This window comes from Porphyrobacter sp. TH134 (assembly GCF_002855495.1).
Classification (GTDB): Bacteria; Pseudomonadota; Alphaproteobacteria; order Sphingomonadales; family Sphingomonadaceae; genus Erythrobacter.
In genome coordinates this window covers 84,552-98,054 of sequence record NZ_PKRO01000004.1, presented here as the reverse complement: position 1 = coordinate 98,054, position 13,503 = coordinate 84,552, and the positions used below count along the sequence as shown (strand labels likewise).

At 63.7% G+C, this 13,503-nt stretch carries 12 protein-coding genes; 2 read left to right on the top strand and 10 right to left on the bottom strand.

From position 1 onward, the window contains the following. From C0V72_RS03275 to C0V72_RS03265, 3 genes are all read right to left on the bottom strand, one after another. Window positions 1-594, bottom strand: coding sequence for a NuoB/complex I 20 kDa subunit family protein (locus C0V72_RS03275; RefSeq protein ID WP_233999753.1), 594 nt, complete (start codon window positions 592-594; stop codon window positions 1-3). Continuing rightward, complete coding sequence (ndhC, locus tag C0V72_RS03270; RefSeq protein WP_101791843.1) at window positions 591-965, bottom strand: NADH-quinone oxidoreductase subunit A; 375 nt, start codon at window positions 963-965, stop codon at window positions 591-593. The genes C0V72_RS03275 and ndhC overlap by 4 nt, the downstream gene beginning before the upstream one ends. Window positions 966-1,102: 137 nt before the next feature. Beyond that, entirely contained in the window at window positions 1,103-2,554 is a 1,452-nt protein-coding gene (locus C0V72_RS03265; protein WP_101791783.1) for a coniferyl aldehyde dehydrogenase, read from the bottom strand. A gap of 168 nt (window positions 2,555-2,722) precedes the next feature. Here C0V72_RS03265 and C0V72_RS03260 point away from each other — a divergent pair, with 168 nt between their 5' ends. Beyond that, window positions 2,723-3,919, top strand: coding sequence for a thiolase family protein (locus C0V72_RS03260; protein ID WP_101791842.1), 1,197 nt, complete (start codon window positions 2,723-2,725; stop codon window positions 3,917-3,919). Between the two features lie 25 nt (window positions 3,920-3,944). Here the strand turns inward: C0V72_RS03260 and C0V72_RS03255 are convergent, their stop codons facing one another. Further along, window positions 3,945-4,442, bottom strand: a complete 498-nt coding sequence (locus C0V72_RS03255) for an SH3 domain-containing protein (protein ID WP_101791782.1) — start codon at window positions 4,440-4,442, stop codon at window positions 3,945-3,947. A gap of 96 nt (window positions 4,443-4,538) precedes the next feature. On the opposite strand from C0V72_RS03255, the gene C0V72_RS03250 reads away from it, so the two are divergent. Continuing rightward, on the top strand, window positions 4,539-5,552 hold the full coding sequence (locus C0V72_RS03250) for a 2-hydroxyacid dehydrogenase (RefSeq protein ID WP_101791781.1): 1,014 nt from the start codon (window positions 4,539-4,541) through the stop codon (window positions 5,550-5,552). A gap of 25 nt (window positions 5,553-5,577) precedes the next feature. On the opposite strand, the gene C0V72_RS03245 is transcribed toward C0V72_RS03250, so the two are convergent. From C0V72_RS03245 to C0V72_RS03220, 6 genes are all read right to left on the bottom strand, one after another. After that, window positions 5,578-7,008: an NAD(P)H-dependent flavin oxidoreductase gene (locus C0V72_RS03245; protein WP_101791780.1), complete on the bottom strand. Its 1,431-nt coding sequence runs from the start codon at window positions 7,006-7,008 to the stop codon at window positions 5,578-5,580. Window positions 7,009-7,077: 69 nt separating this feature from the next. Continuing rightward, window positions 7,078-7,809, bottom strand: coding sequence for a class I SAM-dependent methyltransferase (locus C0V72_RS03240; RefSeq protein WP_101791779.1), 732 nt, complete (start codon window positions 7,807-7,809; stop codon window positions 7,078-7,080). Window positions 7,810-7,814: 5 nt separating this feature from the next. Continuing rightward, window positions 7,815-8,942 carry a peptide chain release factor 2 gene (prfB, locus tag C0V72_RS03235; RefSeq protein WP_101791778.1) on the bottom strand — a complete coding sequence of 376 codons (1,128 nt, stop codon included), beginning with the start codon at window positions 8,940-8,942 and terminating at the stop codon, window positions 7,815-7,817. 89 nt (window positions 8,943-9,031) lie between these two features. After that, complete coding sequence (locus C0V72_RS03230; protein WP_101791841.1) at window positions 9,032-9,574, bottom strand: peroxiredoxin; 543 nt, start codon at window positions 9,572-9,574, stop codon at window positions 9,032-9,034. Between the two features lie 42 nt (window positions 9,575-9,616). Continuing rightward, window positions 9,617-12,151 carry a penicillin-binding protein 1A gene (locus tag C0V72_RS03225; protein WP_172438890.1) on the bottom strand — a complete coding sequence of 845 codons (2,535 nt, stop codon included), beginning with the start codon at window positions 12,149-12,151 and terminating at the stop codon, window positions 9,617-9,619. 54 nt (window positions 12,152-12,205) lie between these two features. Then, window positions 12,206-13,105: an N-acetylmuramoyl-L-alanine amidase family protein gene (locus C0V72_RS03220; RefSeq protein ID WP_101791777.1), complete on the bottom strand. Its 900-nt coding sequence runs from the start codon at window positions 13,103-13,105 to the stop codon at window positions 12,206-12,208. Window positions 13,106-13,503 lie beyond the last annotated feature (398 nt).

Sequence of the window (13,503 nt, the reverse complement as noted above, 5' to 3'; positions counted from 1 at the left end):
TTACCTCTCGATCGTGCCGACGCGGCGGATTTTCCGCTGCAATTGCATGACGCCATAAAGAAGCGCCTCGGCCGTCGGCGGGCAGCCCGGGACGTAGATGTCGACCGGCACGATCCGGTCACAGCCGCGCACCACCGAGTAGCTGTAGTGATAATAGCCGCCGCCATTGGCGCAGCTGCCCATCGAGATGACGTATTTCGGGTCCGACATCTGGTCGTAGACCTTGCGCAGCGCTGGGGCCATCTTGTTGCACAAGGTGCCCGCCACAATCATCACGTCCGACTGGCGCGGAGAGGCGCGCGGCGCGGCGCCGAAACGCTCCATATCGTAGCGCGGCATGTTCACGTGGATCATCTCGACCGCGCAGCAGGCAAGGCCGAAGGTCATCCACCACAAGCTGCCAGTGCGCGCCCACTGGAACAGGTCCTCAGTCGAGGTGACGAGGAAGCCCTTGTCATTCACCTCGGTCTGAAGCGCCGTGAAATAGCTCGCATCAGGGGTGCGCACTTCGCCGCCAGCAGCGGTGGTCAGCGCAGAAATATCGGGCAATCCTTGGGCCAAAGAACCCTGGGGAGGAGTAACGATGGTATTCATTCCCAGTCCAACGCCCCTTTCTTCCATTCATAAGCGAGGCCGACTGCAAGGATGAACAGGAACACCATCATCCCGGCCCACCCGGTCCAGCCTGTCACATCAAGGCTGACGGCCCAGGGAAACAAAAATGCAGCTTCAAGATCGAACACGATGAAGCTGATGGCCACAAGGTAGAAGCGCACATCGAACTGGCTGCGCGCGTCCTCGAAGGCAGGAAAGCCGCATTCATATTCAGACAGCTTTTCAGCATCGGGATTATGCGTGCCGGTAAGGCGCGACACCGCCATCGGTGCGACCACGAAGAGGATCGAAATTCCGAAAGCAACGAACACGAATAACAGTATCGGCAGATACTGACTGAGGTCGATCACGGCGATGTCCAAGCTATTAATCCCGTCGTCGCCCTAAGCCTGTCGCACGCAGCGCGCAAGCCTGCGACTCGCGGAAAAGCCCTCAGGTGTGTTGCAGGAAATCGAACATAAGTTGCGGGAGCTTGTGCCCCCGCACGCTATTTCATCATCCGCGCGGTCGCCTGCTGGGTGGTCTTGCCATAGGGCGGCTTCAGCCCGCCCAGCTTGGCAATATCGATCTTGGGCTGGTGATAAACCGCGCGCGCATGGCTGAATTCGCGGAAGCCTTCGATCGCGTGATAGCTCCCCATCCCCGACGGGCCGACCCCGCCGAAGGGCAGGTCTTCCATCGACACATGGAACACCACGTCATTGGTGGTCACCCCGCCCGAGATGGTGCGGGTCAGCACACGCTCCTGCTCGCCCTTGTCCTCGCCGAAATAGTAGAGGCCAAGCGGGCGGTCATGTTCGTTGATGTAATCCACCGCCTGATCGACCGCCTTGTAGGTCATGACCGGCAGCACCGGGCCGAAGATTTCCTCCTGCATCACGGTCATGTCGTCGGTCACGCCGCGGAGCACCGTCAGCGGCATCTTGCGCTGGTTGGCATTGGCGAAATCCTCGCCCGCAGGGTTGACCTCGATCACCTCTGCGCCCTTGTCGCGGGCATCGGCGACCAGCCCCTGCAAGCGCTCGAAATGACGGTCGGAGACGATGGAGGCATAGTCGTCATTGTCGAGCAGGCGCGGATACATCGCGGACGCCGCATTGGTGACCCCTGCGACCGCTTCGTCAGCCTTGTCTTCGGGCACCATAAGGTAATCGGGCGCGAGGCAGATTTGCCCGGCATTGAGCATCTTGCCGATGGCGATCCGCTCGCCCGCTTTGGCAAAATCGGCGCTGCGGCCCATGATGACGGGTGATTTGCCGCCCAGCTCCAGCGTCACCGGCACAAGATTGGCCGCCGCCGCCTGCATCACGCGCCGCCCCGTGGCGGTCGATCCGGTGAAGACCAAGTGATCGAACGGCAGCGATGAGAACGCGGCGGCCACTTCGGGGCTGCCGGTCACAACCGCCACTTCTTCGGGCGCGAAATATTCCGCCGTCAGTTGCGCCATCAACTCGCTGGTGCGCTCGGTGAACTCGCTGGGCTTGATCATCGCGCGGTTACCGGCGGCGAGAACTTGCATCAGCGGCCCGAAGGCGAGCTGCACCGGGAAATTCCACGGCGACAAAATGCCGATCACGCCCTTGGGTTCATAACGCACCTCGGCCCGCGCGCCGAGCAGCCCGAGCGGAAACTGGACCTTGCGCTTTTCCGGTTTGGCCCATTGGTCGATATGCTTCAGCGCATGATTGCCCGCGCCCACGGTTGCGGCAATATCGGTCAGCATCGACTGCTGCACCGACCGGCTGCCGAAATCCGCACTCATCGCCTTGGCAAATTCGTCGCCATGATCCTTGACCAGCGCGATGGCCCGCTTGATGCGGTCCTTGCGCTGGCTCAGCGGCTCGGGGCGCGAGGCGGTGAAGGCGGCGCGCTGGCGCGCCAGCAGGCTTTCGAGTTCTTCGCGGCGGTCATCGGCCATGTCGTTCTCCCGTTCGGACATATGCGTTGTTATTTGAGACGCGTTGTTGCGCAAAGGCGTTCCCGTGGCAAGGCGCTTCACCGGGCTACCAGCCCTTGCCCATGTCCACCCCTGCCTGTGATTGCCTTTGACGCATCGCAGCATTACATCGCGCGCCAGATATTCATCCTGTCACGCAAGGACATTGCCATGACCCAGCTCTCCCCCGCCGATCCCGTCGTCATTCTCTCCTACGCCCGCACCCCGATGGGCGCGATGCAGGGCGCGCTGGCCGAGGTGGCCGCGACCGATCTCGGCGCCATCGCGGTGAAGGCCGCGGTCGAGCGCGCGGGTGTTTCGGGCGAGGATATCGACCGCGCCTATATCGGCTGCGTGCTGCCCGCCGGCCTCGGCCAGGCGCCTGCGCGTCAGGCGGCGATCAAGGCGGGGCTGCCGCTTTCGGTGCAGGCGACCACCGTCAACAAAGTGTGCGGCAGCGGCATGCAGACCGTCATCATGGGCGCCGAAGCGCTGGCCAGCGGCACTGCCAGTGTGGTGGTGGCCGGCGGCATGGAGAGCATGACCAATGCGCCCTATCTGCTCAAGAAGCACCGTTCAGGCGCGCGGCTGGGCCATGATACCGCCTATGACCACATGTTCCTCGACGGACTGGAGGACGCCTACGAACCGGGCCGCGCCATGGGCACTTTCGCACAGGACACCGCCAACGCCTATCAGCTCACCCGCGAGGATATGGACGCCTATTCCATCGAATCGCTCGCCCGCGCCAATCGCGCCATCGCCAGCGGTGCCTTTGCCGACGAGGTCGTGCCGGTGACGGTCTCGACCCGCGCGGGCGATGTCGTGGTCGAACATGACGAAGCGCCCGGCAAGGGCCGCCCGGACAAGATCCCGCAGCTGAAGCCTGCCTTTGCCAAGGACGGCACGATCACGGCGGCCACCTCAAGCTCGATTTCTGACGGCGCCGCAGCCGTCGTACTGACCCGCGCGAGCGTGGCCGCAGCCAAGGGCCTGACCCCGCTCGCCCGCGTGGTTGCCACTGCTGCCCACGCGCAGGCACCTGCGCAGTTCACAACCGCGCCGGTTCCCGCGATCCAGAAGGTGCTGGGTCTGGCTGGCTGGACCATCGACGATGTCGACCTGTTCGAGGTGAACGAAGCCTTCGCCTGCGTCGCGATGTTTGCGATGCGCGATCTCGGCATTCCGCACGACAAGATCAACGTCAATGGCGGCGGTACGGCGCTTGGCCACCCCATCGGCGCATCGGGCACGCGGATCATCGTGACTTTGCTCAACGCGCTCAAACAGCAGGGCAAGACCCGCGGCGTTGCCAGCCTGTGCATTGGCGGCGGTGAAGCCACAGCGATTGCCGTGGAACTGATCTGATCCGGCAGCAGCCGGGCGGCGCGCGTTATTCGTCGCCCGGCAGCGGTTCAGAACCCCACAGGCGCGCAGCGCTCATCCAGCCTTTGCGCCCGGCAATATCGACCTCGCACCAGCCAGACTTGCACGGTTTGATGGCCGCCACCACGCCGGGCTGCGCGCGCCATTTCACGCCTGAGGCGGCGTTCGGTCCGGCCATGATGTCGGCCAATCCGGCGCCGGTCACCAATGCGCCGCGTGCCGGATCAAGCTGGCTTGCCGCGACCCAGCCCTGCGTGCCTTCATGATCTTCGACCAATCGCCAGCCTTCGCGGATGCGCACCACTTTGACCGGCAGGCCCTTGCGCAGATAGACCCATGTCACCGGGTATTCCGCGCTGGGGCCGACCCGCATGTTGACCTTGTCATACCGCAGGCTGGCCCAATAGGGCAGCGTCCGGTCCTGCGCCCGCAGCGGTGCAAGCGCGGCCGTGGCTGCCAGCATCAGCGCGAGGCCGAGCATCAATAAAAAACGAAATCCCTGCATGATTTGGCGATAGCGCCTTGTGCGATGCAGATTCAAGCGATGCGTTGCGCATCCGCGCCTTGACCGCGCAGCCCCTGTGGCATTAGCCCACCTCCCATGACCCAGCGCCCTCCCCGTCCGCTCGCCAGTCCCCCGCGCGTGATTGTCACCCGTCATCTGATGCCCACAGTCGAGGCGCGAATGCGCGAATTGTTTGATGTGGTCCTCAACGAAAGCGATGTGCCGCTCACCCGCGACCAGTTGGCGCAGGCCATGCAGGATTGCGATGTGCTGGTGCCCACCGTCACCGACCGGATCGATGCCGATCTCATTGCGGGCGCGGGCGAACGGCTTGGCCTGATCGCCAGCTTTGGTGCTGGTACTGAACATATTGACCTTGCCGCCGCAGCAGCGCGGCGGATCATTGTCACCAACACGCCGGGCGTGTTCACCGACGATACCGCCGACCTTGCGATGGCCGGGATCATCGGCGTGCCGCGCCGCATCCGCGAGGGCACCGGCCTGATCCGCAGCGGCAAGTGGACCGGCTGGGCGCCCTCGGGCCTGCTTGGGCGCAAGCTGGCAGGCAAGGTGCTGGGGATTGTCGGGATGGGCCGGATCGGTCAGGCGGTCGCTCACCGCGCGCGCGCCTTTGGGCTGGAGATCGCCTATTGGGGCCGCAAGCCATTGCCGGAAGCGGCCGAACGAATGCTGGGCGCGCGCTACGTCGCCGATATCGACGCCCTGATGGCCGAGGCCGACATCCTCACCCTGCACTGCCCGCTGACAGACGACACCCGTTACCTTGTCGATGCACGCCGGATTGCGCTGATGAAGCCGGGCAGCAGCATCATCAACACCGCGCGCGGCGAACTTATCGATCAGGAAGCGCTGATTGCCGCGCTGGAATCCGGGCATCTGGCCGGCGCCGGGCTCGATGTATACCCGGACGAACCCCACGTCGATGCGCGCCTGATTGCGCACCCCAATGTGATGACCCTGCCCCATATCGGCAGCGCCACCGCCGAAGGCCGCGAAGATTCGGGCCACAAGGTCATCGCCAATATCCGCATGTGGGCAGACGGCCACCGCCCGCCCGATCAGGTGCTGACGGCGCTGGTGCGGGGCTGAACGCCGCCGCACCCGCGCCGCAGCGTCAATCCCCCGTCAAAATCCGCTCGACCAATTCGCCCACGCTCGGCGTGTAGCCGTTGGAGAAAAACGGGTCGGTCTTGAAACGGTAGGCCGCGTGGCCTGCGAAGGCCAGATTGTTGTCGGGATCATCGCCGTGGGCGATGTCCTGCAATGTCTTCTGGATGCAGAAGCTGCGCGGATCGGCCAGACGCCCCGTGGTGTAGTCGTCGTGGTCTTTCCAGCTCGAAAAGGCGCAGTGCGACAAGCAGCCCATGCAGTCCTGTTGATCCTTGCGGATCGTATCGCGCGCTTGCGGCGTGACAAAGACGATCGATTCATCCGGGGTCTTGAGCGGCTCGGTATGCCCGGCGCGCATCCACATTTCGGCCTTGGTTTTGTCCTCCGGCCGCACCCAGAAACTGCGCGCCTTGCCGTCATCGCCAAGCTGGACCGTGCCTTCTTCCTCGCCGCGCTTGAAGAACGGAATCTGGCGCTCCGACCGGTGCATCAGATCATACAGGAACGGGGTTTTGACCGCGCTCGAATAAAAGCCCGTGGGCGAGAACTTGTGGAGCAGCACATCGCCCGGCTCGACGGTGCGCAGCAGGTCCTTCCAGATCTGCGGGATCGGGCTTTCTTGTGTGACCAGCGGGCGCGTGCCGAACTGGAAGGCGATTGTGCCAAGCTCGGGATTGTCGATCCAGTCGTTCCATTCGCGCAGGTACCACACCCCGCCCGCCATCACGATCGGCACCGTGTCGGCCACACCCTCGGCGCGCATCATGTCGCGCAAGGTCTTCACGCGCGGGTACGGGTCTTCGGGCTTGGTCGGGTCTTCGGCGTTGGAGAGGCCATTGTGCCCGCCTGCCAGCCACGGGTCTTCATAGACAACCGCCGCCATCAGATCGGGAACCTTGTGATAGGACCGCTTCCACAGCGCGCGGAAGGCGCGGCCGGAGCTGACGATGGGCAGATAGCACACGTTGAACCGCGCCGCGATTTCCGCCAGCTTGTAAGGCATCCCCGCGCCGCAGGTAACGCCGGTCACCATGCCGCGGGTGTTTTCCAGCACGCCTTCGAGCACGGCTTGCGCCCCGCCCATTTCCCACAGCACGTTGATGTTGATCGCGCCCTTGCCGTTCGCGATTTCGTAGGCCTTCTTGACCTGCGTGGTCGCGCCGTCGATCGCGTAACGGATCAGTTCCTGATGGCGTTCTTCGCGGGTACGGCCGTGGTAGATCTGCGGGATCGGGTTTCCATCGGCATCGTAGCTGTCGGCATTCACCGCGCTGACAGTGCCAATCCCGCCGGCCGCCGCCCATGCGCCGGAGCTTGAATGGTTGGTCGCCGACACACCCTTGCCACCTTCCACCAGCGGCCAGACTTCGCGCCCGCCATAGACGATCGGGCTCAATCCCTTGAACAATGAAAACTCCCTTTCGCGCCGTCCCATGGCGCGCATTCTGTGTTGGTCACATAGTCACGAGATACGCAGCCCGCAACGATTGAGACGGCACGCGCGCTAGCCTGCGTCGCACACCTTGATTGCATCGGGCGCAGTGCGGGCAGGCCCGCGCTGGAAACGCGCAAAATAGCCCTTGATGTCGGGTCGCTCGATGTATTCGGCGAGCACATAACCCACCGCCTCAAACTCGCAGAACAGCACCGTATGGGGCAGGCCGTGACGCCCCACCGGGCTATCGCTTTCCACCACGATGATCTGGCCCCCTGACCCGAGCGCTGGCCACATATTCCACAAGAAGGCATAAGGCTCAGTCACTTCGTGGTACATGTGCACCATGAAAATCCGGTCGAAACTGTCGGGCGGAAGCTGCGGATTGTCGGTATCACCGAACTTGATCGAGATGTTTTCAAGCCGCTCGCGTTCAACCCGGCGGCCGAGCCGGTCCAGCGCCTCGCGACTGATATCCTGCGCCAGCACGCGCCCATCGGCGCCCACCCGTTCCGCTAGGCGCACGGTGTAATAGCCCTCGCCTGCACCAATATCGGCGACAGTCATACCGGGGCGAATATCGGCAAGGTCCATGACCACCTGCGCTTCATTGCGCTCGTCACGGTCGTCTTCCGTGGAGAACTGGGTCGAAACCACGCTGGCCACCGGACGGTCAGGCGCGGGGAAGGCGGTTGCACTTTCAGGCCTGTCGGCGCCCGTCGGCGCCAGTCCGTCGCACCCGCCAAGCAGCGCTGCGCCGCACGCTGCTGCACTGGCCAGAAGCGCACGCCAAACCCGCATCGCGCTTACTCCGTGTCCTCGATTTCAACCTTCTCGCCGGTCACCCGCTGCGCAAGGGCGGCCGAGATGAAGGGATCAATGGCTCCGTCCAGCACCGCATCGGGCGCGGTCGAGACCACGCCTGTCCGCAGATCCTTGACCATCTGATAGGGCTGCAACACGTAAGACCGGATCTGGTGACCCCAACCAATATCGCTCTTGGCGGAATGTTCAGCGCTCGCCGCTTCTTCGCGCGCGCGCATCTCCGCCTCGTAAAGCCGCGCTTTCAGCATATTCATCGCGATTTCGCGGTTCTTGTGCTGGCTGCGGTCCTGCTGGCTGGCGACGATAATGCCCGATGGCTGGTGCGTGATCCGCACCGCGGAGTCCGTCGTATTGACGTGCTGACCGCCAGCGCCTGATGCGCGGTAGGTATCGATTTTCAGATCGGCCGGGTTGATGTCGATTTCAAAGCTGTCGTCGATAACGGGATAGACCCACACGCTTGAAAAACTGGTGTGGCGCCGGGCGCTGCTGTCATAGGGGCTGATGCGGACGAGGCGGTGGACGCCGCTTTCGGTCTTGGCATAGCCATAGGCGCCCTCACCCTTGATATGCAGCGTCGCTGACTTGATCCCGGCCTGCTCGCCCGCCTGATATTCGACCGTCTCGACCTTGAAGCCGCGCCGTTCGGCCCAGCGGCCATACATGCGGAACAGCATTTCGGCCCAATCCTGGCTCTCGGTTCCGCCCGCACCGGCGTGGATTTCGAGATAGGTGTCATTGCCGTCAGCCTCGCCCGACAGCAGTGCCTGCACCTTATCAGCATCAGCCCGGTCAGCGAGGCGTTCGAGCGTGCGCAGACCATCGTCCACGATGCTGTCTTCGCCCTCGGCCTCGCCCATTTCGATGAATTCGATTGCGTCGGCCATTTCGGCGGCGATTTCGTTGACCGTGTTCACCGCCGTCTCAAGCGATTTCTGCTCGCGGCTTATGGCCTGCGCCTGCTTGGGATTGTCCCACAGGTTCGGGTCCTGCACCCGCGCATTCAGTTCATCAAGGCGGCGCAGCGCGCGGTCCCAGTCGAGCGAGAGGCGCACCAGCGCCAGCGCCGCTTCGATCCGGTTGATATATGCCTGGCCCTCGGCCCGCATGGTCTATCCTTCAGTGATACGCAAAAAGTCGGCACCGCTTAGCGCCGCGCGCGCGATTGTAAAGCGGCCTGACCGCTGCCCCGCCGGCCCTACTTCTTGAGCGCGCGCACGGCCGCGAGCGTCTTGTCGACATGGCCGCGATAGTCAGCGTTGGAGTGCACGGCAACAATCCGGCCATCGCGCGCAATGACATAGGACGTTCGCGTTGTCAGACCGGACGTGCCCATCGCCACATCATAGGCTCCGATGATTTTGGGATTGGCCACCCCGACCGGGAACGCATCGCGGCATTCTTCGCGGCTGAACCGTTTGAGCGTGGCAATATCGTCGTTCGACATGCCGATCACGCTGGCCCCGGCCTTCTTGAATTCCGGCATGGCCGCAGCAAAGGCGTTGGCTTCCAGCGTGCATCCGCTGGTGAAGGCCTTGGGATAGAAATACAAAACCACCGGACCTTTGGCGAGCGCGGCAGAGAGGTTGAAGCCGAACTCCTTACCGGCAAGCGCCGCCGCCGTCGCAAAGCTCGGCGCTTTGGCTCCCTTGGGCAATTCAGCCGAGGCACTGGTGACAGTCAAAGCGGCCATGCCCAACAGGGTCAGCGCGCCAAGCGAAGCGGTGGTTTTGCGGTTCATGTCCATCCAACCCGCCAGCCCTGCCAGCGGTTCCAGCGCCTGTCAGTCAATCCCGCCTTCGCCCGCAATCTCGGCGGCTGGTTCTTCCGGCAAATCAACCACCGCACTTTCGGCATTTTGCCGGCCCGCGCGGATCAGAGCGAGGATTTCGTTGCGTTTCGAGGCGATGGCGTCCTGCCGCGTGTAGCGCTCTGGCTCGGTATCGGGCTTGAAGGCTTCCCAGATGACCGCCGATTTGGGATCGTCGGCCGGCCAGCCATCGAACACGCGCTTGCCCGAACGGCGGTCAACCCGCACCATCCGCACGCCAGCTGGCGCAACGGCAGGAATGTCGGACCACTTGGTCTTCGTCTTTTCGATCAGGCTCTTGATGATCGGTGCGGCAATCGTGCCGCCAAAGGCGTAGCCGCCCATATTGCGCGGCTGGTCAAAGCCCACATAAGCGCCGGCAATCAATTGCTGCGTGCCGCCAATAAACCACACGTCCTTGGGCCCGGTGGTGGTGCCGGTTTTGCCGAACAGCGGCAGGCCCAGCGGATTGAGCACGGTCGCCGTGCCGCGGCTGACCGCGCCGCGCAGCATGTGCATCACCTGAAACGCGGTGCGCGCATCCATCGCCTGCGCGCCGCTGACGCCGAAGCGCGGCATGGGCTTGCCATCCCACTTGGGCATATTGCAGGCACGGCAATCGCGGTTGTCCGCGCGCCACAGCACCTTGCCGCGCCGGTCTTGTACATAGTCGATCACTGTCGGCGGATTGAGCCGCCCATGGTTGGCCAGCGCGCTGTAGGCCGCCACCATCTTGACCAGCGTCGTCTCACCCGCACCCAGCGCGGTCGATGGATAGGCCGGGAACTTGCCGATCCCCAGCTTCTCGATCCCCTTGACGACATTGCCCATGCCCGCGGTCATGCCGATCTGCACGGTCATGATATTCTGCGACTGTTCCAGCCCGTAGCGCATCGGATACTGCCCGCCGCTGCCCGAGCCGCGGATGCATTTTTCGCCCAGACCTGCGCCCTGATAATAGCAGAAACGGTTGTTATCGACCTGGGTTGAGGGGGTCATGCCGCTGTCGAGCCCGGCGGCATAAACGAAGGGTTTGATGGTCGATCCCGGCTGCCGATTGGCCTGCGTCGCCCGGTTGAAATCCGACAGGCGGTGATCGAACCCGCCCTGCATCGCCAAAATCCGCCCCGTCTGCGCACTTTCAACCACCAGCGCGCCTTGCGCTTCGGGGATAGTGCGTACCTGCCAGCCATTGCCGGACGGGCTGGCCGCGATCACATCGCCTGCTTTGAGCTGGCTGGGCAAGCCGGTCAGCGGTGCTTCCCGGCCGTCGGAAAAGCCGATCCGCGCCGATGCGCCGCTCCGGCTCGTGACAACGCCCACGCGCCAGTCCTTATAACTGATCCCCAACGGCGAGCTCTGCAACTGGCTTGCCCAATTGCCGTCCCCAACGTCGATCGTCGCAATCGGCCCAGCCCAGGCCCGTCCGCCGTGATAGCGCAGCAGGCCTTCGCGCAGCGCATCGCGCGCGGCCAGCTGCATTTGCGGATCGAGGCTGGTGCGGACCCAAAGCCCGCCAGCATAGACCGAGTTCGGCCCATCCTCGGCGGTTTCGCCAAACCGGTTGATGAGATCGCGCCGGACTTCTTCGAGGAAATACCCGGCATCCACGCTGCGCTCGGTGCGCTGGGTCACAAGCCCGAGCGGCTGCGCAGCGGCCGCTCGGCGCTGCGAGCCGGTGATGAAGCCATTGGCTTCCATCTGGTTCAGCACGAAATTGCGTCGTTCCAGTGCCGCCTGCTCTTGGCCCTGCCGCCCATACCGCTCGGGCGCTTTGGGCAGGATCGCCAGGAACGCCATTTCGTGCAGCGCCAGATCGTCAACGTCCTTGTCGAAATAGGCCCGCGATGCGGCCTGCACCCCGAAACTGCGCCGCCCCAGCGGAATTTCGTTGAGATAGAGTTCGAGGATTTCCTCCTTGGTCAGCACCCCTTCGATACGGCCGGCGAGGATCATTTCCTTGAGCTTGCGGCTGACGGAATATTCGTCACCCAAAAGCAGGTTTTTCGCGACCTGCTGGGTAATGGTCGAACCGCCCACAGCCCGTTCGCCCGATCCCATTTTGCGGGCATAATCAAACACCGCATTGGCCGTGCCCAGAAAATCGACCCCGCCGTGGCTGAAGAACGTCTTGTCTTCTGCCGACAGATAAGCAGCGATCAATTGATCGGGAAAATCAGCATATTGCAGCTGCACGCGGCGTTCGCGGGCATAGGTGTGGACGATGTCGCCATCATACCCGCGTACCACCGTTGGCAGCGGCGTTTCATAAGTAAGCAGCGCCTCGGCCTCGGGCAGGTCGCTTGCCAGCCATACGAACACCGCGATCCAAAGCGCCAGGAACACGCCCAGGGCGCCGGCGACCAGCCTGAACAGCAGGCTTTGCTGCCATCGCGCGCGAAACCACGCCAGCGCGCCGCCCAGATCGCGGCGCGCGCGGTAACGCAGGTAGGCCCAGGTGGAGGGCCTGCCGGGCTCGGCATCAAAGGAGGCGTCGGGTTCAGTCATGCGCCCGGCGCGACTAGCACGCGAGGATTGGCCAAGGCTAGCCGATTTCCCACCTTATTCGCCGCCCGCCGCCGCATCGCTGCGCCGCGCAAAATAGACGCGGATGGCGCGCGCCAGCACATCGGCATATTGTGCCCGTCCCTCGGGGGTGGTCAGCCGCGCGCGATCGGTGAGGTTGGTTACAAACCCGCTTTCAAACAGAACCGATGGCACATCGGGGGCCCGCAACACGGCAAGCCCGGCGGCACGCTGGGGCTTTGGAACGAACGCCAGCTTGCCTGCCCCTTCGCGCACCACCAGACCAGCAAAGGCGAGCGCATCTTCCTGGGTGCGTTGCTGCGACAGCTCGACCAGGATCGTGCTGACAGCCGCGCTTTGTCCTTCGATCGTAATGCCGTTCAGCCGGTCGGCGTCATTTTCGCGCGCGGCAAACCGCGCCGCGGCCTCGCTCGATGCTTCGTCTGACAAGGTGTAGATGCTGGCCCCGCTGACATCGCCGCGTTCGCCAGCGGAATCGGCATGGATCGAAATGAACAGATCGGCCTCCAGCTGCCGGGCAATTTCGGGCCGGTGTGGCAGCGCGAGAATGCGGTCATCCGCGCGGGTCAGCGCAACCCTGATGCCGCCCTGGCGCAGCAATTCGTCGCGCAGGGCGAGAGCGATGGCAAGGGTGATGTCCTTTTCATTGATCTTGCGTCCCTCAGGATCCGTCCCGATTGCGCCGGGATCGCGGCCGCCGTGCCCGGCATCGATAACCACCAGCGGGCGGGATGGATCATTCGGTCCGGCGACCGGCGGCAGATCGAGCGGTCCCTGCTCATCGACAAGGATAAAGCGCAGCACATAATCGCGCCCCCACTGCGGCACCGGAACGGTGATCCCGCTCAACGCCGCAGCCCCCAGCAGCAGCGCTGGCACCAACACGACAATCATCAGCACAGTGCGATAGCTCATCACCCCTGCGGCTTACGTTCTTGGCGGCGCGAAACGCAATAGAGTTGCGGGGTTTGCCCCACAGTGCTAGCAGGATTTCCAGAGAGGTAGGACAGAGACACACTACGTGTCCTGATGCCTGTCTCTCGCGGCGGGCCCCACTCCGTTTTATTCGGTACTTGGCCCAAAACAGGTTGATGCAGTGACAGAGCGCTTTTCCCCGGTAACGAGCACAATGCGCCCAGCGCGCATGGTTGCTGTGCCGGGTCAAGACGCGGCGGTTGGCCGCACGTGCGTGATTGCAGACACAAGCTTCGCGCAGGACGCCGCTGGCGGTCCTTGCGCGATTATCCCTTCCGGCGCACCCTTAAGGCACGCCGGTTCACCACACAATTCGCGCCCCCTTCATGCCCCGTTGC